16 protein-coding genes and 2 pseudogenes are annotated in these 20,089 nt (G+C 68.4%); 7 read left to right on the plus strand and 11 right to left on the minus strand.

Translation table 11 applies throughout. The features are described from left to right. Positions 1 to 5: 5 nt before the first annotated feature. Positions 6 to 1,301 carry a cation:proton antiporter gene (locus tag ACGFNH_RS26635; protein ID WP_393657848.1) on the plus strand — a complete coding sequence of 432 codons (1,296 nt, stop codon included), beginning with the start codon at positions 6 to 8 and terminating at the stop codon, positions 1,299 to 1,301. Between the two features lie 278 nt (positions 1,302 to 1,579). On the opposite strand, the gene ACGFNH_RS26640 is transcribed toward ACGFNH_RS26635, so the two are convergent. Further along, the gene (locus ACGFNH_RS26640) at positions 1,580 to 2,545 is read right to left on the minus strand and encodes an ankyrin repeat domain-containing protein (protein ID WP_393657850.1); all 966 of its coding nucleotides are present in this window, start codon (positions 2,543 to 2,545) and stop codon (positions 1,580 to 1,582) included. 548 nt (positions 2,546 to 3,093) lie between these two features. Here ACGFNH_RS26640 and ACGFNH_RS26645 point away from each other — a divergent pair. Next, positions 3,094 to 3,693 carry an HD domain-containing protein gene (locus tag ACGFNH_RS26645; RefSeq protein ID WP_393657851.1) on the plus strand — a complete coding sequence of 200 codons (600 nt, stop codon included), beginning with the start codon at positions 3,094 to 3,096 and terminating at the stop codon, positions 3,691 to 3,693. Positions 3,694 to 3,981: 288 nt separating this feature from the next. On the opposite strand, the gene ACGFNH_RS26650 is transcribed toward ACGFNH_RS26645, so the two are convergent. Further along, positions 3,982 to 5,226: a hypothetical protein gene (locus ACGFNH_RS26650; RefSeq protein ID WP_393657853.1), complete on the minus strand. Its 1,245-nt coding sequence runs from the start codon at positions 5,224 to 5,226 to the stop codon at positions 3,982 to 3,984. 452 nt (positions 5,227 to 5,678) lie between these two features. Between ACGFNH_RS26650 and ACGFNH_RS26655 the strand changes: the two genes are divergently transcribed. Further along, complete coding sequence (locus ACGFNH_RS26655; protein WP_393657855.1) at positions 5,679 to 6,359, plus strand: adenosylcobinamide amidohydrolase; 681 nt, start codon at positions 5,679 to 5,681, stop codon at positions 6,357 to 6,359. 87 nt (positions 6,360 to 6,446) lie between these two features. Here ACGFNH_RS26655 and mraY read toward each other — a convergent pair whose 3' ends face one another. From mraY to ACGFNH_RS26675, 4 genes and pseudogenes are all read right to left on the minus strand, one after another. Continuing rightward, on the minus strand, positions 6,447 to 7,514 hold the full coding sequence (gene mraY, locus ACGFNH_RS26660) for a phospho-N-acetylmuramoyl-pentapeptide-transferase (RefSeq protein ID WP_393657857.1): 1,068 nt from the start codon (positions 7,512 to 7,514) through the stop codon (positions 6,447 to 6,449). 134 nt (positions 7,515 to 7,648) lie between these two features. Further along, positions 7,649 to 8,045, minus strand: a pseudogene (locus tag ACGFNH_RS26665) (transposase family protein); the annotation flags it as partial. Positions 8,046 to 8,134: 89 nt separating this feature from the next. Then, on the minus strand, positions 8,135 to 8,794 hold the full coding sequence (locus tag ACGFNH_RS26670) for a class I SAM-dependent methyltransferase (protein WP_393657859.1): 660 nt from the start codon (positions 8,792 to 8,794) through the stop codon (positions 8,135 to 8,137). 335 nt (positions 8,795 to 9,129) lie between these two features. Beyond that, positions 9,130 to 9,558 (minus strand): Fur family transcriptional regulator, encoded by a 429-nt coding sequence (locus tag ACGFNH_RS26675; RefSeq protein WP_393657861.1) that lies wholly within the window; start codon positions 9,556 to 9,558, stop codon positions 9,130 to 9,132. 178 nt (positions 9,559 to 9,736) lie between these two features. Between ACGFNH_RS26675 and ACGFNH_RS26680 the strand changes: the two are divergent. The 3 genes and pseudogenes from ACGFNH_RS26680 to ACGFNH_RS26690 all read left to right on the plus strand — a co-directional run bounded on the left by ACGFNH_RS26680 (position 9,737) and on the right by ACGFNH_RS26690 (position 13,135). Next, positions 9,737 to 10,165 (plus strand): annotated as a pseudogene (locus ACGFNH_RS26680) (transcriptional repressor). A 16-nt stretch (positions 10,166 to 10,181) separates the two neighbouring features. Continuing rightward, the gene (gene katG, locus ACGFNH_RS26685) at positions 10,182 to 12,413 is read left to right on the plus strand and encodes a catalase/peroxidase HPI (RefSeq protein WP_393657863.1); all 2,232 of its coding nucleotides are present in this window, start codon (positions 10,182 to 10,184) and stop codon (positions 12,411 to 12,413) included. Between the two features lie 128 nt (positions 12,414 to 12,541). Continuing rightward, entirely contained in the window at positions 12,542 to 13,135 is a 594-nt protein-coding gene (locus ACGFNH_RS26690) for a DinB family protein (RefSeq protein WP_393657865.1), read from the plus strand. A 222-nt stretch (positions 13,136 to 13,357) separates the two neighbouring features. Here the strand turns inward: ACGFNH_RS26690 and ACGFNH_RS26695 are convergent, their stop codons facing one another. From ACGFNH_RS26695 to ACGFNH_RS26705, 3 genes are all read right to left on the minus strand, one after another. Beyond that, positions 13,358 to 14,080, minus strand: a complete 723-nt coding sequence (locus ACGFNH_RS26695) for an HAAS signaling domain-containing protein (protein WP_393657866.1) — start codon at positions 14,078 to 14,080, stop codon at positions 13,358 to 13,360. Then, positions 14,077 to 14,433: a PadR family transcriptional regulator gene (locus tag ACGFNH_RS26700; RefSeq protein WP_393657867.1), complete on the minus strand. Its 357-nt coding sequence runs from the start codon at positions 14,431 to 14,433 to the stop codon at positions 14,077 to 14,079. Before ACGFNH_RS26700 ends, ACGFNH_RS26695 begins: the two co-directional genes overlap by 4 nt. Positions 14,434 to 14,715: 282 nt before the next feature. Then, the gene (locus ACGFNH_RS26705) at positions 14,716 to 15,627 is read right to left on the minus strand and encodes a GNAT family N-acetyltransferase (protein ID WP_393657868.1); all 912 of its coding nucleotides are present in this window, start codon (positions 15,625 to 15,627) and stop codon (positions 14,716 to 14,718) included. A 331-nt stretch (positions 15,628 to 15,958) separates the two neighbouring features. On the opposite strand from ACGFNH_RS26705, the gene ACGFNH_RS26710 reads away from it, so the two are divergent. Further along, on the plus strand, positions 15,959 to 16,162 hold the full coding sequence (locus ACGFNH_RS26710) for a cold-shock protein (RefSeq protein ID WP_393657869.1): 204 nt from the start codon (positions 15,959 to 15,961) through the stop codon (positions 16,160 to 16,162). Positions 16,163 to 16,762: 600 nt separating this feature from the next. Here the strand turns inward: ACGFNH_RS26710 and ACGFNH_RS26715 are convergent. Next, positions 16,763 to 17,992 carry a hypothetical protein gene (locus tag ACGFNH_RS26715; RefSeq protein WP_393657870.1) on the minus strand — a complete coding sequence of 410 codons (1,230 nt, stop codon included), beginning with the start codon at positions 17,990 to 17,992 and terminating at the stop codon, positions 16,763 to 16,765. 542 nt (positions 17,993 to 18,534) lie between these two features. After that, the gene (locus ACGFNH_RS26720; protein ID WP_393657871.1) at positions 18,535 to 20,088 is read right to left on the minus strand and encodes an MFS transporter; all 1,554 of its coding nucleotides are present in this window, start codon (positions 20,086 to 20,088) and stop codon (positions 18,535 to 18,537) included. Position 20,089 lies beyond the last annotated feature (1 nt).

The following is a 20,089-nucleotide window of genomic DNA, read 5'->3' on the forward strand; positions in this document are numbered from 1 at the left end:
CGCCTGTGCACTCTTCTGCAATCTTTCTAATCGAGTTCGGCGCAATCATTCTCGGTCTGGGGCTGTTGGGCCGGTTCGCCGGGCGTCTGCAGTTCTCGCCGATCCCGCTCTATCTGCTGGCCGGTCTGGCATTCGGCGAGGGCGGTCTGCTGCCGCTGGGCACCAGCGAGGAGTTCGTCGCGATCGGCGCCGAGATCGGCGTGATCCTGCTGCTGCTCATGCTGGGCCTGGAATACACGGCCAGCGACCTCGTCTCCAACCTCAAGACCCAGTATCCGGCCGGACTCGTCGACGCGACGCTCAACGCGCTGCCCGGAGCCGCGATGGCGCTGCTGCTCGGCTGGGGGCCGGTGGCCGCGGTCGTCCTGGCCGGGGTGACGTGGATCTCGTCCTCCGGCGTGATCGCGAAGGTACTCGGGGACCTGGGGCGGCTGGGCAACCGGGAGACGCCCGTCATCCTGAGCATTCTGGTCCTCGAAGACCTCTCCATGGCCGTCTACCTGCCCATCATCACCGCCCTGCTGGCCGGAACCGGTCTCGCGGCGGGCAGCGTCACCCTGGCCATCGCTCTCGGAGTGGCCGGGCTGGTGCTCCTGCTCGCGGTGCGTTACGGCCGTCTCATCTCCCGGTTCGTGTCGCATGACGATCCCGAGAAGCTGCTGTTGGTGGTGCTGGGTCTGACCCTGCTGGTCGCGGGGCTCGCGCAGCAGTTGCAGGTCTCCGCCGCCGTGGGGGCGTTCCTGGTCGGCATCGCGTTGTCCGGTGAGGTTGCCGAGGGCGCGCACCATCTGCTGGCCCCGCTGCGGGACCTGTTCGCGGCGGTGTTCTTCGTCTTCTTCGGCCTGCACACCGACCCCGCCAGCATTCCGCCGGTACTGGTGCCCGCGCTCGCGCTGGCCGTCGTCACCGCGCTGACGAAGATCGCGACGGGGTATTGGGCTGCCAAGCGTGCCGGTATCTCCGCGAAGGGCCGCTGGCGGGCGGGCGGCACGCTGGTCGCGCGCGGGGAGTTCTCCGTGGTGATCGCCGGTCTCGCGGTCGGCGTCGAACCGCGTATCGGCCCGCTGGCCACGGCCTATGTCCTGATCCTCGTCATCCTTGGCCCGCTGACCGCCCGATTCACCGAGCCGGTGGCGCTGCGCCTCACGGCCAGGCGACGTAAGCCCGCACCCGCGGGACATGTACCGGCCGAGAGCGGGACACGATCCGCGGAACGGCGGGACGCGGTGGACGGCGGCCAGGAGGCGGTGGACGGTCCGGAAAGGGTGGACGGCCAGGACGCGGTGGGCCGCCGGTCGTGACGCAGTGCGGCGGCCGGGAGGCGACGGTACTCATCGGGACACGGTCCCTCCGATACGCGCCCCCGGTCCGCCGCTGCCTGTGCCTGTGCCTGTGCCTGTGCCTGTGCCTGCGCCGGTTCGGTGGCGCCTTTGCCTTCGCCGCGAACTCCGTTTCCGTGAGCACGTGATGACGTGCGCCGCACGATGACAGGGCGGTGGTCCGGGCTGCGAGCGGCAGGAGGCCGGCGACACCTGTGGACCTCTCCGGGGTGTCGCGGGGGCCGGGGGAGGACTGCGGTTCAGTAGGTCCAGTAGTCATCCCGGGGTGGTAGCTCGACCCAGGTGTCGGGTGGTCCGACGACGGGGCGCGGGTCGGTCGGCCGCAGTCCCGCGTAGGCGAGACAGTAGGCCACCGCGTGGTTCTGGTAGAGGTAGGAGGCCAGGACTTCCTCGGATGTGAACTCCGGCTCCGGTGGGCCGCCCGGGTGCAGATCCCCGCGCTCGATGACGCCGTTGCGGGCGATGCTGCCCTGGTCGCCGCTCTTGGGGTTGGCGTACAGGCCGTAGCAGATGGTCGCGACGGACAGCCGGGTCAGCACGCCTGGCATCTGCGGCGCGTAACCCCACGGCTGAGTGACGACGCAGCCGCCCGGCACGGTCGTCACGCCGATGATGCGCAGACTCTCGTCCATGTCGAACGCGTCCGGCTCCTCCAGCAGCGTGTCCAGAGCTTCACCCGTTGCCGGGGTGGCTTCCAGGCGACATATCGCTTCCTCGGCGTCGATCCCGGCCACGCAGGCAAGGCCCGTGCCCTCGCAGTACTGGTCTCCCAGTGCCCTGATGAGCCGTTTGCCCTCCTGCGCTGCCGTGTGCTCCGCCTCGGTCAGGCCGCGTTCTCCTTCAGGGACCACGAACAGGTCCGGTGTGGGTCCTGCCAGGGAGAGCCGCCCCGGTGACCAGCCGCCGATCAAGGGCAGCCAGGGGTCTGCTCCGGCGGCGGCGAGGGCACGCGCGTTGTCGGGGCGAAGGGAGAGGACGGCTTCCCACAACGCGGTCGTCCCGTCCTCCATCGCGTCGACGTCCGACACGCGTCGTGCCAATTCGCTGACGACGTCCGGTGAGCCGAACTCTGCCGCACGGTGCAGAGGTCGTCCCCCGCGCCATGTTTCCGGGTCGGCACCGTCATCGAGACGCCGCCGGATGTCGTCGTGGTCCAGCCAGTCCCTCCAGCCCACGCCTGCCCAGCCATCGCTCAGACCTGTCACCCTGCCTCCTTCGGCGTCGATCCGGGCGGCACTCGCACCGCCCCGTAGAGCACACCGTTGCAGGCAGGTCTGACAACGCCGATTGTTCTCCTGCGTGCGGGCCCGGCCACGCGCTGGTCGGTCACCTTCATCGCCGCCGGACCACCGGGGTCACAGCCGCGCTGAGGTCAGGGAGCCGACCAGAGGGATGGCTTCTGAGGCAGCCGCCCCCATGGGGACGGCCGCAAATCCGCCCGCCACGGCCACATATGCGCTGACTCGCCGACCACCTCTCGGGCGGGCGGGCATGCCGGGGCTCGCTACGGCAGCCGGTCGACCTGACGTTTCCTCACCGTTCCTGCCATGTCGTGAGGAATGGCCCTCCCACGTACGAGCGGAGGAATGGCCCTCCCACGTACGGGCGTTGGGTGACGCAGCATCTCTCGTGCGCGGCGAACACGGGTTCCTCCCCGCCCATGCGCCCACTAACGCCTTATGTTCCGGGCGAGATCATTAGGCTGTGGCCGTAGTGCAGGGTTGATCTGTCCGTGGTGCAGAGGAGTCGGGCGATGGTGACCGAGGTCGCAGGAGTGAAGGCTCCGGGCGGGCGAGCGGTGGAAGCGGCGCGGTTGGTCTGTGCGGAGTATGCGGACGAGGCGCTGTACCACCACTCGTTGCGGTCGTACTTCTTCGGTGCGGCATGGGCTCAGGCCCGCGGCCTGGACTTCGATCGCGAACTCGTCTTCGTCTCGGCGATGTTGCACGACCTGGCACTCACCCCGCCCTTCGACAGTCATACGCTCCCGTTCGAGGAGGCCGGGGGACACCTGGCCCGGGTCTTCACCGCGGGGTTGGGCTGGCCGGGTGAGCGGCGGGACCGGGCGGCCGAGCTCATCGTGCTGCACATGCGGGACGATGTGGCGCCGGAGGCGGACCTGGAGAGCCGACTGCTGCAGGTGGGCACGAGCGCGGATGTGTCCGGAAGGGGTCTGGACGCCTTCGACGCGTCGTTCGCCCAGGCACTTGTCGCGGCCTACCCCCGCTTGGGCTTCGCTGAGTCCTTCGTGAGCCTCTTCCGCGACCAGGCCGATCGGAAGCCGGGCTGCGCGGCGGCACGGTTGATGGCAGATGGTGGGGCAAGCCGCATCGTTGCCAATCCGCTTGGGTGAGTCTGAGGACGGCGCCTCCGAGGGCAGGCCCGATTGGCCCAGGAGGCACGGCGCACGCAGGTCGCGGAATGTGGTCCGGGGTGGTGGACGACCGCGAGTTCCAGGACGTCGTGGCCGAGTTCCGTCTCCGGGACGGCTGTTCCGACGTCGTCAGGCGTGTCGGTGGTGCCGGCGATCCGGGAGCTGATGTCGCTGTGCGTGCGCGAGTCGAGGACACCGATCCCCAGGGCCGTAGCCATGCCTTGGGGATCGGTCGATGAGGGCGCCGGTCCAGAGGCGCCCTGGCTTCTACCGGTAGATCGTCCCGACGTTGCGGGAGTTGTCGACCGCCTGGCACTGGGCTGTGGCGCGTCCGCCCGAGACGGTCAGGTCCAGGTTGTTGGGGTTGGCGCAGCTGTTGTTCTGCCGGCCTTCCTGCGCGGTGTTCTGCTGGAACAGCTCCGCGGCGCTGCTCCCGCCGTCGGTCTCCGCGCCCCCGCCGATCTCTGTGGTCTCCACGCTGGCGGACCGGTCGGTCGCTCCGCACCTGGTCTCGTCCCGGCCACCGGTGATCTCGGTTTCGGTGAAGTCGGGGTTGGCGCAGTGGTTGTTCTGCCGCCCCTCCTGGGCGGTGTTCTGCTGGACCAGTCTCCCGGTACTGGTTCCACCGCTGGCGTTGACGCCGCCGCCTTGGGTGAGCGTTCCCCACCTCAGTGACGTGTCCTCGTTTTCGCAGCGGCCTTCGGCCCGGCCCCCCGTGATCTGGAGGGGGATGGAGCCGTTGGGGTCGGCGCAGGCGTTGTTCTGGCGTCCCTCCTGCGCGGTGTTCTGCTCGATGAGCCTGGTTCCGTTGCCGCCCTCGGCTTCGGCCCCACCACTGGTATCCCGCGTGTGTTTGCTGAGCGAGGCATCACGGTTCCCGCAGGCAACGCCGTACCGGCCCCCCGAGATCCCGAAGAACGACTCGTTGGGATTGGCACAGGCGTTGTTCTGCCGACCCACCTGTGCCGTGTTCTGCTGATACACCGTGGGGTCGCCCTCGCCACCGCCGCCGGAGCCGCCGGACGCGCCGGCGCCACTGCCCGCGAACGTTGCGTGGTCGCTGCGTGATTCGTCCCGGTCGGTGCACCGGGCTTCCCACACCGCTCCGGTCATCTCGAAAGGCGTCTCGTTGGCGTTGGCGCAGTGGTTGTTCTGCCGACCGCGCTGAGCTGTGTTCTGCTGATTCACGGTGAACAGGCCGGATCCGCCGGCGGCATCGGCGGCACCATGACGGACCGTGGAGAACCGGTTGAACGATCCGTCACCGGTCACACACCGACCTTTGAGCCGTCCCCCCATCACATTCACCGTGTCTCCGTTGGCGGTGGTGTCGGAGCAGTGGTTGTTCTGCCGACCCTCCTGAGCGATGCCCTGCTGGATCAGCCCGGGCCCCATGCTGGAGCCGCCCGTGGCCGTCGCGCCGGGACCATCCGCGTACGCCGGCCCCGCGCCCAACGACGCCACACCCCCCAACGCCAACACCACCAACGTCGCCGTCGCGATTCTCTGCACCTGCACCACGCCTTCCAGGGAGGGGACATACCGATCCGGTTGCCGTCTGCCACAACGCACCCCGGAACCACTGGTCACGCCCCTCCGCCCCCCACCCCTCGGACAGCCCAAACGCGGCGCGTCCTCGACGCCGGAGCCTTCGGAGCCGGAACTACCAGGCGCGGCAGGCCACTTGCCGGAAGCCATTCGCCCGCACTGGTCTGCACGCCGGTCAAGCGGCTCGAGCGACAGGAAGCGGGGCACCGCGCAGGGGATGCAAACTCCTCGTGCCGTGCGATGCGGCGAGTCGTCAGCGTGTCCGCCCACTCATCAACGCTTCGCCGTGCTGCACGAGTTTCGTGGTCCCGCCCCTGTCTGCGGGCGCATGATCCGGGCCACCGACCGCTCGATGCCCAGCACAGCGGTCCGCGTACGATCAGCCGAACCCCCCGCCCCAGCAAGGAGTCTGCTCGGTGACCGCTGTCATCCCGCCGCCCCGTACGGCTACCGGTCTGCTGACGATGCGGCAGCTGATCCGTACGGAGCACGGCGAGCGGTTGCACGCCCTGCTGTGGCAGGCGGGTGCCGGCTGGCGGATGGTCAGCACTGCCGTGCTCGGTGGAGGCATCGGGGAGCGCGCCTGGGTTCTCAACGCCCAGGTCTCCCACGGCTACCGGCGCACGGACCCGGACCGGCATCTCGCCGAACTGGCCGGTGGGGCCGGCGCGCAGGGGCCGGGGGTCGGGCTGATGACGGCCGCCGACGTCGGAGCCTGCGCCCGCGGGCACGACGGCGGCGTCGAGGCGGTTGTCACCGCGGGGCTCGGGGTACGAGGGTGGGCCGCCTCCCCGGCCGAGGGATCCCTCGTGTCGGCCGAACCGGGCACGATCAACATCGTCGTCGCCCTCCCGGTGTCGCTGACCGATGCTGCCCTGGTCAACGGGGTGGCCACGGCCACCGAAGCCAAGGTGCAGGCCCTCATCGACGCCGGTTACGACTGCTCCGGCACACCCACCGACGCCGTGTGCATCGCCGCACGCATCCCCCGCTCCGACGAGGAGGTCCACGCCTTCGCCGGACCACGCTCGTTGTGGGGTGCCCGCCTCGCTCGGGCCGTCCACTCCGCCGTACGCGCCGCCGCACCCGCGCCGTGAAACGGCGTGGGGCCCTGTCAGCGAAATCCGGGACCACTTGAGCCGGCCGGTGCGGCCGCGCACGGCCTGCACCCTGCCGAGGGCGCCTCAGCCCGCCGCCCATCCCGCGTAGAACAGACCGAGACCGACGATGACGCACACGCCCTGGACGGTCCAGAAACGGACCACGACCAGGACTTCGGACCAGCCTTTGAGCTCGAAGTGATGCTGTAGGGGCGCCATTTTGAAGACCCGCTTGCCCGTCGTCTTGAACGATCCGACCTGGATGATCACGGACAGGGTGATCAGGACGAACAGGCCGCCCAGCAGGGCGAGCAGCAGTTGGGTACGAGAGCAGATGGCCAGACCGGCCAGGGCGCCGCCGAGGGCGAGAGAGCCGGTGTCACCCATGAAGATCTTGGCGGGTGAGGTGTTCCACCACAGGAACCCGAGGCAGGAGCCCATGAGTGCGGAGGCGATGACGGCGAGATCGAGCGGGTCACGGACCTCCATGCAGGTGGAGGGGTCGGTGAGGTTCATCGCGTTGGCGCACGAGTTCTGGAACTGCCACAGCCCGATGAAGGTGTATCCGCCGAAGACCATGACCGAGGCGCCGGTCGCCAACCCGTCCAGACCGTCCGTCAGGTTCACCCCGTTCGACATGGCCAGGATCATGAACAGTGCCCATACGACGAACAGCGCGGGCCCGATGGTCCAGCCGAAGTCGGTGACGAACGACAGCTTCATGGAAGCCGGGGTCTGACCACGGTCGTCCGCGAACTGGATCGCCAGGACGGCGAAGAGCGTGCCGATGATCAGCTGCCCGGACATCTTCGCGCCGGCCCTCAGACCCAGCGAACGCCGCTTGACGATCTTGATGTAGTCGTCCAGGAATCCGACGACGCCCATGCCCGCCATCAGGAACAGCACCAGCAGACCCGGGTAGGTCACGCCCTCGCCGGTGACGATCTTGGTCACGGCGTACGCGACGAGGGTGGCGAGGATGAAGGCGATGCCGCCCATCGTCGGCGTTCCCCGCTTGCCCTGATGGCCGCGCGGCCCGTCGTCCCGGATGAACTGCCCGTACCCCTTGCGGGCCAGCAGCTTGATCAGCAGCGGGGTGCCGGTCAGGGTCAGAAAGAGGCCGATGGCCCCGGCGAAAAGGATCTGATTCATCGGACGGCTGTGTTCCCCTCGGCTGGTACGGGGGGCTGCCTCACCCGGTTACCGCCGCCCCCGGCTCATACCCTATGCAGGCGCGTCTTGCCTGAAGCCGGTGGGTAGTTGGCACTGAGCCCTTTCCGTCCTCGGTCCGAGCCGGCCGGATGCAGGCTGAGGACGGCCTGGACGAGCTTCGTGATCCGGGGTGGGTGAGCACCGTAGCCCGGGCAGGAGTCGCCAGGACTTGAGGGTGGCGACGGCTTCCTCGACCAGGGCCCGTACTTTCGCGTGGGAGCGGTGGGCCATTACCTCCACGGCCTCGCGGATGTAGCGAAACGTCGTCGTCGTGCCGATACCGAAAGCGGTGGCCCAGACGGGTATGGGTGTCGCCGCAGCGCAGGTGGGTCAGGACGGGTAGGGCTCGGCGGTGCGCAGACAGCCGTCTCGCCGGCGGGTGCCGAGCCGGCGGCGATGATCCGCGAGCTGTCGGGTCAGGAGGCGCAAGTGCGAGCTGGAGAGGTCGATCGCGTACGGGTGGACAAGCACGACGAAGCTCCTGGTGAGACGAGCGATCTTGGTCGTGCACTCGTCTGTCAGGGGCTGCGCCATGTCAAGCCCCCGGTGCCCGCCATCACCTAGCGGCGCGCCAGCAGCACTCCGCCGAGCCTGCGCGCGGCCGACGTGAGTGTGGGGTGGGCCTCGACGGTGAAGCCTGCCTCGTCGAGCCAGGCAGTCACCTGACTCGGCGGGCGACGACGGACGTAGGACTCCGGCCAGCTCTCGCCGTTCTCCTGCGGCTTGGGCGGTGAGGCGTCGCCGACGTGAAAACCCAGCAGCAGCAGACCGCCGGGCCGCAGCACCCGGCGGAAGCCGGCAAGGACCGCGCCGATCGCGTCATCGGGGACGTGAATGATCGAGTACCAGGCGATCAGGGCGGCCAACGCGCCGTCCGCAAGGTCGAGTTGAGTCATCGACCCCACCTCGAACCGCAGACCGGGATGCTCACGCCGCGCCACCTCGATCATCCGGGGCGACAGATCGATACCGAAGGCGTCCACGCCGAGGTTCCTCAGGTGGGCGGTGATCCTCCCGGGCCCGCACCCCACGTCCGCGACGGGTCCGCCGCCGTGCGCCCGCACCCACTCGGCGAACAGCGCCATGACGTCCCGCTCGGCCGGCAGTTCGGCCAGGAGGTTTCGCGTCTCGTCCGCGTAGCTGGTGGCGTCGGCATCGTAGGACGCCCGGGTGTCCGCCAACCAGCTCTCGGCGTCTGGGCCTTCCTGTCCGGTGCTCACACCCGCAGGCTAGCCGAGGAGCCGGTCGCCGCATCAAGCACCCGGGGCCACCGCATCTCCCTACACACATGGGCAGGTCTGGAAAGGGCTCACTGACGATCACGCTGACGGGGCGCTGACCGGAGCGTTGATTCTCATCGGCGTTTCCGGGCTCAGTGATCGCTGAGTGTCACCCGGAACCGTCGACGAACTCTGCCGGACCTTCGGCCGCCGCGGCTCGATGTTACGTGTAGATATCAGCCCTTTTATCCACTTCCGCCCGTCTTACCCGTTCGTCCTGCATGGTCGGAGGAATGCGACGGGAACGGGTGGGGTGACGGGGTGAGCCGGGACCGCTAGGGGAGTTGCAGCGGGGCGCAGGATGGGCACAGCCCGCGGTAGGTGACCTCGACGACCTCGGACACGGTGAAGCCGAACCGTTCCTCCACCGGGAGGTCGGCCAGCGGGTCGCCGGTCGGGTGGACATCGCGGATGGTGCCGCACCGGGAGCACACCAGGTGCTGGTGCGGGCGGTGCGCATTGGGGTCGTAGCGCTTGGCGCGGCCGTCGGTGGAGACCTCGATGACCTCACCGAGGGTGACCAGTTCGCCCAGGATGTTGTAGACGGTCCCGCGGGAGATTTCGGGCAGCCGTTGTGTCGCGCGGGAGTGCACCTCGTCGGCCGTGAGGTGCACATGGTCGCCGTCGAGGACCTCCGCCACGACGCGCCGCTGGGACGTCACCCGCCAGCCACGCCCTCGCAGTCGCTCCAGCAGGTCACTCATATCGGTTCACCTATTCACGCTCGCTGGGCTTCCCGAAGTTCACCGGTTGAAGTCCGAGTTCCGATCGGATACGGGTCTGGCGCACTTCTTGACCTGGACTCTGTCCATCGTAGGATCGGTTCCGTCAATAGCCAAGGGACAGGGGACTCCAGTACTTCACGAGACAGACCGTGACGGGATCATCGCCGAGGAGACGCGCGCTACGCCTGCGGCGACGGCCGCTCGCGCCGCGTTGCCGGAGACCGTCAGGGACGGTGACCACCTCGGCGTCGAAACGATCGTTTCCGGAGCTACGCGATGGTGCAGGCCCCATCTCCACCGAAGCCGTGTCTGTGCCCCGCCGCGCGCTCACCGCGGCGGGACCCGTACGGCGCCTCGATTCGGCCGGCGTCCCGGCCCGGCTCGAGGCGCGTGTCGGGCCCGGCCGCCGAGGCGTGTGCCGGTCGTGCGGTGCCGTCGCTGAGGTCGCCTGCACGGTCGGCGAGATCCCCTGCCTGACCGGTCCGACGACCACGGCTCCTCGATCGACGGAGCCGAGGTCATCCACCGGGGCCTGCGCCCCGGCTGTTCCACCGCCAGCAGTGCCCTGAGCACTGTGATCCGCTAATCCGGGAAGGGTTCCCATGTCCGAGAACCATGAAGCAATCGTCGTAGATGCGAAGACGGAGGGCGAGGGCGGCTGCCCGGTCGCGCACGGGCGCGCCGCGCACCCGACTCAGGGCGGCGGAAACCGCCAGTGGTGGCCGGAGCGGCTCAACGTGAAGATCCTCGCGAAGAACCCGGCCGTGTCCAACCCCCTCGGCGAGGAGTTCGACTACGCCGAGGCCTTCAAGGCCCTCGACCTCCCGGCCGTGAAACAGGACATCGCGGAGGTGCTGACGACCTCGCAGGACTGGTGGCCTGCCGACTTCGGCCACTACGGCCCCTTCATGATCCGGATGGCGTGGCACAGCGCGGGCACCTACCGGATCAGCGACGGCCGCGGCGGTGCCGGCGCCGGCCAGCAGCGCTTCGCCCCCCTCAACAGCTGGCCGGACAACGGGAACCTCGACAAGGCTCGCCGTCTGCTGTGGCCGGTCAAGAAGAAGTACGGCCAGAGTCTCTCGTGGGCCGACCTCATGGTCCTCACCGGCAACGTCGCTCTGGAGCAGATGGGCTTCGAGACCTTCGGCTTCGCCGGCGGTCGCGCCGACGTGTGGGAGCCCGACGAGGACGTCTACTGGGGTCCCGAGACCACCTGGCTCGGCGACGAGCGCTACAGCGGCGACCGGGAGCTGGAGAACCCCCTCGGCGCCGTCCAGATGGGCCTCATCTACGTCAACCCGGAAGGCCCGAACGGCAACCCGGACCCGATCGCCGCGGCCCGCGACATCCGTGAGACGTTCCGCCGGATGGCGATGAACGACGAGGAGACCGTCGCCCTGATCGCCGGCGGCCACACCTTCGGCAAGACCCACGGCGCGGGCCCGGCGGAGAGTGTCGGCGCCGACCCCGAGGCGGCCTCGATCGAGGAGCAGGGCCTCGGCTGGAAGAACTCGTTCGGCACCGGCAAGGGTGGCGACGCGATCACCAGCGGTCTCGAGGGGATCTGGACGAACACCCCCACCACGTGGGACAACAGCTTCTTCGAGATCCTGTTCGGCTACGAGTGGGAGCTGTTCCAGAGCCCCGCCGGCGCGAACCAGTGGCGGCCGAAGGACGGCGCCGGGGCCGGCACCGTCGTCGACGCCCACGACCCGTCGAAGAGCCACGCCCCGACGATGCTGACGACTGACCTCTCGCTCCGGTTCGACCCGGCATACGAGCAGATCTCGCGGCGCTTCCTGGAGAACCCCGCCGAGTTCGCGGACGCGTTCGCCCGCGCCTGGTTCAAGCTGACCCACCGCGACATGGGCCCGGTCGTCCGCTACCTCGGCCCGGAGGTCCCGGCCGAGGAACTGCTGTGGCAGGACCCCCTCCCCGCGGTGACGCACGAGGTCATCGATGGCGAGGACATCGACTCCCTCAAGCGCCAGGTCCTCGCCTCGGGCCTGTCGGTGTCCACGCTCGTCTCCACCGCATGGGCGTCGGCCTCCTCCTTCCGCGGCAGCGACAAGCGCGGTGGCGCCAACGGTGCGCGCATCCGGCTCGAGCCGCAGAACGGGTGGGAGGTCAACGACCCCGACCAGCTGGAGATGGTGCTGTCCACCCTGGAGGGCATCCAGAAGACCTTCAACGCCGCCCAGACCGGCGGCAAGCAGGTCTCGCTCGCCGACCTGATCGTGCTCGCCGGAGTTGCCGCCGTCGAGAAGGCGGCCAAGGACGCGGGCTTCGCCGTCCAGGTCCCGTTCACGGCCGGCCGCGTGGACGCGTCGCAGGAGCAGACCGACGTGGAGTCCTTCGCCGCGCTCGAGCCGACCGCCGACGGGTTCCGCAACTACCTCGGGAAGGGCAACCGGCTGCCGGCCGAGTACCTGCTGCTCGACCGGGCGAACCTGCTGACCCTGAGCGCCCCCGAGATGACGGTCCTCGTCGGTGGCCTCCGTGCCCTGGGCGCGAACTTCCAGCAGTCGTCGCTCGGCGCCTTCACCACCACCCCCGGGTCGCTGACCAACGACTTCTTCGTCAACCTGCTCGACCTGGGCACGACGTGGAAGGCGACACCCGAGGACGCGAACGCGTTCGAGGGTCGCGACGCCGTCACCGGCCAGGTCAAGTGGACCGGCAGCCGTGCCGACCTCGTCTTCGGCTCGAACTCCGAACTGCGCGCACTCGCCGAGGTGTACGCGAGCGATGACGCGAAGGAGAAGTTCGTGAACGACTTCGTCGCGGCATGGGACAAGGTCATGAACCTTGACCGGTTCGACCTCGTCTGATCATGACGTCCGGGCCGGCCCGCACGGGTCGGCCCGGACGCCCTCATCCGAAACACTGCGACATCCCCCGCCGGATCCGGTTCGCCGTGAGCGGTGGACAGAGATCGCGCGAGCGGCAGACTGGCGCCATGACCGCATCGGATCCCAAGGCCGACCTTCGCTCCTACCTGCAGTCCGCCCGCGATGCCCTGCTGTGGAAGCTCGAAGGGCTCTCGGAGTACGACATTCGCCGCCCGCTGACGCCGACCGGCACCAACCTCCTGGGCCTGGTGAAACACGTGGCCAGTGTGGAACTGGGCTACCTCGGCGACACCTTCGGACGTCCGTCCGGCGAGCCGCTGCCCTGGCTCGAAGACGGTGCCGAGCCCAACGCGGACATGTGGGTCACCGCCGACGAGTCACGCGAGTTCATCGTGGCGCTCTACCGCCGGGCCTGGACGCATGCGGACGCCACGATCGACGCGCTGTCCCTGGACACCATCGGCAGAGTGCCGTGGTGGCCCCACGACAGGGACCAGGTGACGTTGCATCATGCCGTGGTGCGCGTGATCGCCGATACGCACCGGCACGCCGGGCACGCCGATATCGTCCGCGAACTCATCGACGGCGCCGTGGGGATGAACAAGGGCAACGTCAACATGGCGCCGGGCGACTCGGCGTGGTGGGGGAACCATCGAAGCCGACTCGAGCGTGCGGCTCAGGAAGCCGACCGAGACGCGTGACGTCGGACCGGATCCGCTGAACGACATGAGACAGCATCCGGCACCCGTGCGCCCCGGACCGGGTCGAACAAGGGCTTCGATGCTCGGCTCGGCGTCGAAACCGCAGGCCGCAACGGACCTCTCCGTGGTACGCCCAACACCAGGAGCACCAAGGGGACACGGAGCGGTGGCACGGGTCGCCCCACGGCCGCACCGGGGGCCTCCACCTTCGAATAGCCTCGCTCAGGGCCGGTGAGCCCGCCGGGCCAGACGAATCGTGGCGTAGACCAGTACGGCCAGCAGAGCGACCATCAGGCCGTTGGCAAGCGGGTCCGGCATTCCACCGCTTGTCGTGCACTCCAGCGTTGACTGGGTGTCCACGTTTCCGCCGGGTGAGCCCGGCAGCGGTGCCTGTGCGGTCTCGTCCGAGCACGAAGTGGTGGACGTCGCAAACAGCATGCCCCCGGTCAGCAGCAGAGGCGGAAGCGCAATGCCTGCGGCGCCGATCAGCTTGTCGCCCACGGTCCACCGTCGCGACAGACACAAGAGGACCAGGCCGACGAACCAGCCGACCTGGGGCACAACCGGGAACACCCAGAACAACATCCCTCCGAGGATCAGCAGGATGAGGGCGGCAGCTTCCCGTGCCGCGGAGGCCGTTCGGGGAGCCCCGTCGGCCTTGGCCACGGCCGGCAGATCGCTCTCGGCCGCGGCCGGCAGGTCGCTGAGGGCGGCCGCGACGATCTCCTGCGGATCGCCGAGATGGTTGAGGATCGTGCGCACTGCCGCGTCATCGTCGGTTCCGGCGGCGCTGTCGGCTCGGGCCTCGGCCTGCGCGACGTCGATGTGCGAGCGGACGTCGGTCAGGAGTTCTGCACGGCGGTTCGGCGGCAGAGCGGCTGCGGCGCGTTCCAATTCCGCCAAGTAGTTCTCGGCTCTCGCGCTGGGGCGTATGTCGTGGGTCATGAGCGGGGTGCCTCGTTCTGGGAGAGAAAGTGGAGGACGGCATCGTGGAACCGCGGCCACTCCGCAGTGAAATCATCGAGCGCCCGCTGACCGGAGGGGGTGAGCTCGTAGTAGCGCCTGGGCGGCCCACTGCTCGACTCCTGCCACGAGGTCTTCACCAAGGACTCCCGACGCAGCCGGGAGAGCAGCGGATAGATGGTCCCCTCGCTGGTGACCATCACGTCCACATGTCCCAGTTCCCGCAGCAGCTCGACGCCGTAGCGACTTCCGCCACGCAGCAGAGCGAGCACGCAGTACTCGAGCACGCCCCGTCGCAGCTGACTCATCGCCTTATTGGCGTTGCCTGGTTCCATGCACTGCATGGTTCGCGGCCACGCCTGGCGCATTCCAGAGTTCCCACTACTCAAAAACGACTGAGGAACCTCGCTCTTTCCGCGCCCGCCGCTCCGTCGTGCGGGGCTCAGGTCGTACGGGAACCGCTGAGCGGCACTGAGCCGGTACGCGCCCGGGCCGGCCTCGGCCGTTCTGAGCCCGGGCCGGTCCGCGAACGGGACCGCCACCGCCGCCTCCCGGTTGTCCCGGGAGGCGGTTCAGCGGCCAAGCGCCGGTCCCTGTCGACCGGGAGCGGAGCTCGATCAGTCGCGGCTGTCCTCGGCGGACGCAGGTGAGCGGTGGAGTTGGACTTGCCGTTCGGCGTCGGCGAAGCCGAGTGCACGGTAGATGCGAATCGCGTGGTAATCGAGGTCCGCGACGATGACGAGGGTCCGGGCGCCGAGCGTGTGCAGTCCCCAATGCCCGATGTGATGGACGAGAGAGGAGGCGAGCCCTTGCCGCCGATAGCCGGGATGGGTCTCGACGCTCTGGAAACGTGCGAGTCCGCTGCCGTCGCTGAACAGACCGGCACCGGATCGCAGCCCACCGTCGACGAACGCACCGAACCATGTGCCATGACCGGCCGCGCACAGCATGCGGTCCTCGGTCACCTTTTCCTCGACGAACCGCCGATAGTCGGCGGTCAGCGGCCCGTCGTCATGGCAAGCCAAGCGCAGCTCGAGTGCTTGCGCCCAGTCGTCGTCGCTGGTCAGGGGGCGCATGGTGATGTCCGTGCGCGGTCGTGCGGGAGGCATCAGCCGTGTCGCGGTCAGTACGGAACTCACCTCGGTGGTCACCCCGAGTTCGGCGAGTTCCGTTTCGTCTCCCGCGTCACCGTCAGTGCCGTCGACTCCCAGAGCAAGATGTGCGGCATCGGGGAACTCGCCGCTGAAGACGGCTGACCACCGCGAAGCGTCGCCCTTACGCGGCGGGGCATTGAACAACACGAAGTTGCCCCACCAGAACCCCGGATTGGCCGGGGTCCGGACGACCACATGGGACGCATGATCGGCGATGAGCGCCCCGGCCATCTCGCGCAGCATCAGGTCTGTTCGGAACCCCAGTGACTTCACCTTCACCGGGCCGAGCCTACCGACACAAGCCATGACAGTTCCTTCCCTTTTACCGCCCGTCCCGGCTCCCTCGCCGCTCTCGCGCTGGGACAGGTCGGGCATTTTCCGGTGCATCGTGGACGGCTCTCCTGGCTGCATGGACGGCTCCTCGACGTTCGATTTCCCGATGAGGGACAGCGGTTCAGGGTGCTGAACCGGTCAGGTGTCCCGAACCGGGCCGCGGTCTCAACGCCGCGGCACTTGGGCGTGATCGTGGTGTCCGTGACCTGTTGCGTGTAGCGTCTCCTTCAGCTGCCGTGGTTCCCGTTGTCCCTTCCGCCCGTGAGCACGTCCACGGGCGGTTTTGCTGTTCAGGGTCGAGAGGAGCCAGGGCGGTCATCTCCGGTCCCCGCGCGGTGCGGGAACCGAATACGACTCCCTGTGGAGGGCATGCATGGCCAGCGGAACCGTGAAGTGGTTCAACTCGGAGAAGGGCTTCGGCTTCATCGAGCAGGACGGTGGAGGCCCCGATGTCTTCGCCCACTACTCGAACATCAACAGCGGCGGGTTCCGTGAGCTGCAGGAGGGCCAGAAGGTGACCTTCGACGTCACCCAGGGACAGAAGGGCCCTCAGGCGGAGAACATCACCTCTGCCTGACCCTCGGCAGCGTCGTGCGGTGCCTCTGCTCAAGGGTCGGGGCACCGTACGGCGGACCTCCGCGCGAGGTGTCCGCCGGGTCGGTCGCGATCGGATTCTGTTCTCGGTCGTCCCACCGGGCGTGGTTCCGGCGTTCGAGCCCTGTGGGCTTCGGCGTCGGCGTAGACCCGCGTGCGCTCAGTGAGCTGCGCGGCTACGTGCTCACGCCTGAGCGTGCCGGACCGGGCCCGTCGCGACGTGGGGCGGCAGGTGGCTTTCCCGGTCATCGAGGCCATCGCACAGTTGGCCCGCATCCTGTGTCGGCACGCCTGGGTGAGAGCTTCCGCTGGTCGTCCTCAGGTATGAGCGCTCCCTTGGCGTGCCTCCTGACCACCTGGCCCCGGCCGCGCAGCATCTTGCCGTGCAGGTGAACGCAGACCTCCTTTCGAACGGGGCTCCCTGGCCGGCCGGCCAGGTGCACCCGTCCCCCTCCCCGTCCTCGTCCTCGGGCCTTCAGGCCCGGTCTGCTGGCGCTTCCGCCGCTTCGTGACGTCTTCGGGTCGAAGCTGCTGTCGCGGTCGCGGGGCAACGGCTCTCTCCACCGGACCGGTTCCGTCGGCTTCAGAAATGAGACGAGGATATTCGGTCGGTCCATCCCGCGATGCCGGGGAGTTCGTCGAGATCTGCGTCTTCACCGACCCCGGTGAGCCATTTCGCGGATCCTCCGAAGTCGGAGTTCTCGTGAAGTTGATAGGTCTGGTCGGCGGTCAGACACCATCGGGCAGATGACGCCTTGTCGCCGAAGTCTTCGACGGTCTTGTAGTCGGCGTAGTTCTCCAACTCGTGGTCCTGATGATCGATAATGATGCTGCGCCCGCCGTAGTCGGCATGCTCGTACAGCTCGACCCATGCATTGGCGGGGTCCGTGGCGCATGAGGAAGGATTCGGGTCGACGGTGCGGAACTCGCTGAACTTCACCGAATCGTCGGGGCCGTCATTCTCATGTTCAGTGGCGTAGAAGTACAGTTCATGAGCGGGGGAGGCGTACACTCCGCCGGCGGCCGAGAAGTCGCATTGCCTGACCCCGTCTATCGCGCAGTACATGTGACGACTGCCCACCGGGGCGATCTCCGGATGGGGTGACAGCGCGAGCGAATAGACGTCCAGCGTGTCTTCGCCGCCGTTCTTGTAGCTGCCGACGATGAACAGGCTTCCCGTGCCGCATTCGGTGACGATGTTTGTGCTCTGGTAGGCGGCGAAGTTGCCTTTCCATGTGCTCAAGTGACTGTAGGGGCCGGTGACTTCGTCGCTGGTGTAGAAGTCCAGCGGTGTCGAGTCATATCCGCCGACCATCAAGAGGTAGCGCCCGTCCGCGAGACGGGTCCAGCCGACATTTCCGCTGTTCTTGAGTCCTGTGCGGACCAGTGTGGACTTCAGGGTCGGTGCGGAAGGGTCACTGACGTCATAGATCCGCACCTCGGACGACGCCGCATCCCCCTCGTAAGGCACAGCGAGATATGAGCCGAGCGCTTGCATGCCGCCGGCGTGGTCCAGGTCTCCTCGCCCACTGTCGATCTTGGAAACCACGGAGTCCGTCGTCGGTGGAGACTGATCCACCGAGTCGGCGGAACCCAGACGGTTGGACCGGAGTCTCCCACCGTTCTCGGTGGGGGAGCGGGAGGGAAGATGCGCGAAGCCGACACCGCCCGGCCCGTCATCGGTGTCATCGTAGGAAATGGCCAACCACCTGCCGCCATCGACCGGCAGCCGCTGCACTCCTTGCAGGTGATCGTTTCGGTGGGTGTCGCTCTGCTCGGGGTCCGGCATGCCGCCACCGAGGTAGAGCCCCATGGCGTCACCGTGGTCCCGAAGCCTCTCGGTCACCGATGCGCGTACGTCATTCACACACGGCGTTGTCCCTTCTCCAGGTGTGAGGGCCGGTTTACCTCGCGCTGCCGGCGAAGTGCCCTGTCCGCCCCCGACATTGGCCGCCGTCTCGGATGCCGGCAATATCGCCAACGACGCGGCGGCGAGCGCTCCCACAACCAGCACCGAAGCCGTCCGACGCGATGGGTGTGCCTCACGGCTGCCCTGGCCTGTTCGGGAGTATTTGGGAAGTTTCATCTCTTGCCCTCTTGGCATTAGGGATCACCTGGGTGATCGGTCTTTGGGGTCTCGGATCCACGAGATCAGTGGTCTCCGTACGGTTCGGCAGGACCTCCGGAGTTGGAACAGAGCGTCCGTGTCCGGTAGATGTCGTCACAGTGCTCCACCGGAGAGTCGAGGCCGACGGTGGGGCAACGACGGCGCGGTCTCCGCGGATCCCGCCCCCGCCGTCGAGATCGCACAGGCGGCGGTGGCGCGGTGAAACGGCGACGCTCCCGAGTCGCCGGCTAGGTCCTTTCCTTTGGATCGTCGGGCTGATCCATACGAATGCGCCCGGCCTTTGTGCCGGGAATCCGGCGCAAGGGTCCCGGCTGATGCCCTCCGGCCGGCGCAGCCCGGTCAAGCGGGTCGTGGGTGCCGCGGAGCGGGACCGGTTTGATCGCCAGCGACGCCAGCAGGCTGACCAGCGCGAGGCCGGCCGACACCGCGAAGACGGTTCCGATGGCGTCGGCATACGTGTCCCGGGCGGGCAGGCCGCGTCCCTCCACCCCCGCAACCCGGTGCGTGACGATCGCGCCGAGCAGGGAAACCCCCGTCACGCCACCGAGGGAGCGGAAGAACGAGATGGACGCACTCCCCGCTCCGACCCGGTCGGCCCGCATGGTGTTCTGCACGACGAGCACGTAGTTCTGCAGCACCGCCCCGATGCCGAGGCCGACCAGAATCGTGGCGGCCACCACGTACGAGGTGGGCGGCCCGTGACCGAGGAGTCCCAGGAGCGCGAACCCGGCGGCCAGCAGGGCCGACCCACCCACCAGGAAGACCTTCCAGTGGCCGAAGCGGGTGATGAGGTGACCCGAACCCAGGGTCCCGGCGGCGGTGCCCACCATCATGGGCATGCCCAGCAGCCCTGCCTCGGTCGGCGAGTATCCCCGGGCCATCTGGAAGTACTGGCTGAGGAAGACGATCGAGCTGAACATCACCATGCCCACGGCCACGCTGCCGACGATCGCGAGCGCGGTGGTGCGATCACGGGTGACGGACGGCGGGACGACGGCCTCGGGATGGCGTCGCTCGACGTGCCGCAGGAGGGCCCCGGAGAGGAGGGTGCCTGCCAGGAACGCCGCGCTGTGCCACGACAGCCAGGGGTAGGCGCGGCCGGCGGTCGTCACCCACATCGACGGCACCAACGCGGTCAGAGTCGTCAGAACGGCGCCGGAGTAGTCGACCTCGGTCCTGCGTCGTACCCCGGGTACGCGCAGGTGGCGATGGAGGATGAGCAGGCTCGCGACGGCGAACGGCACGACCACGAAGAAGCACCACCGCCAGCCCAGCTGCTCGGTATCGACGATGGCGCCACCGATCAGCGGCCCGCACAGTGTGCCGAGGGCCATCACGGTCGCGACGTATCCGCCGTAGCGTCCGCCCTGACGTGGCGGGGCGATGGATCCGACGATGGCCTGGGTGGTCACCAGCAGACCACCCATGGCGACCCCTTGCACGGCACGCATGCCGATCAGCATCCCGATCGACTGCGCCGTCCCCGCCGCCATCGACCCGGCGACGAAGAGCGCGAGGGCCACCTGTACGAGCTTGCGTTTGTCGAATTGGTCGGCGAACCGCCCCCAGAGGGGGGTGCTGACGGTCATCGTCAGGAGCGAGGCCGCCACCAGCCATGTGTACTGCGCCTGATCACCGCCCAGATCGGCCACGATCGAGGGCAGGGCGTTGGTGACGATCATCGTGCTCGACACGGAGGAGAACAGCGCGAGCAGCAGTCCCGTCAACGCCTTCATGATCTCGCGATCGGAGAGCTGCGCTCGGGATGAATCTAGTTCCACC

Origin of the sequence: Streptomyces sp. NPDC048639 (assembly GCF_043199075.1) — a bacterium.
Classification (GTDB): Bacteria; Actinomycetota; Actinomycetes; order Streptomycetales; family Streptomycetaceae; genus Streptomyces.

Bases quoted from the DNA above. Each gene is read 5' to 3' on its own strand.
- ACGFNH_RS26710 (WP_393657869.1), top strand. From the start codon at position 15,959: ATGGCCAGCGGAACCGTGAAGTGGTTCAACTCGGAGAAGGGCTTCGGC.
- ACGFNH_RS26700 (WP_393657867.1), bottom strand. From the start codon at position 14,433: ATGGAACCAGGCAACGCCAATAAGGCGATGAGTCAGCTGCGACGGGGC.
- ACGFNH_RS26705 (WP_393657868.1), bottom strand. From the start codon at position 15,627: ATGCCCGACCTGTCCCAGCGCGAGAGCGGCGAGGGAGCCGGGACGGGC.
- katG (WP_393657863.1), top strand. From the start codon at position 10,182: ATGTCCGAGAACCATGAAGCAATCGTCGTAGATGCGAAGACGGAGGGC.
- mraY (WP_393657857.1), bottom strand. From the start codon at position 7,514: ATGAATCAGATCCTTTTCGCCGGGGCCATCGGCCTCTTTCTGACCCTG.
- ACGFNH_RS26690 (WP_393657865.1), top strand. From the start codon at position 12,542: ATGACCGCATCGGATCCCAAGGCCGACCTTCGCTCCTACCTGCAGTCC.
- ACGFNH_RS26675 (WP_393657861.1), bottom strand. From the start codon at position 9,558: ATGAGTGACCTGCTGGAGCGACTGCGAGGGCGTGGCTGGCGGGTGACG.
- ACGFNH_RS26715 (WP_393657870.1), bottom strand. From the start codon at position 17,992: ATGGGGCTCTACCTCGGTGGCGGCATGCCGGACCCCGAGCAGAGCGAC.
- ACGFNH_RS26645 (WP_393657851.1), top strand. From the start codon at position 3,094: ATGGTGACCGAGGTCGCAGGAGTGAAGGCTCCGGGCGGGCGAGCGGTG.
- ACGFNH_RS26695 (WP_393657866.1), bottom strand. From the start codon at position 14,080: ATGACCCACGACATACGCCCCAGCGCGAGAGCCGAGAACTACTTGGCG.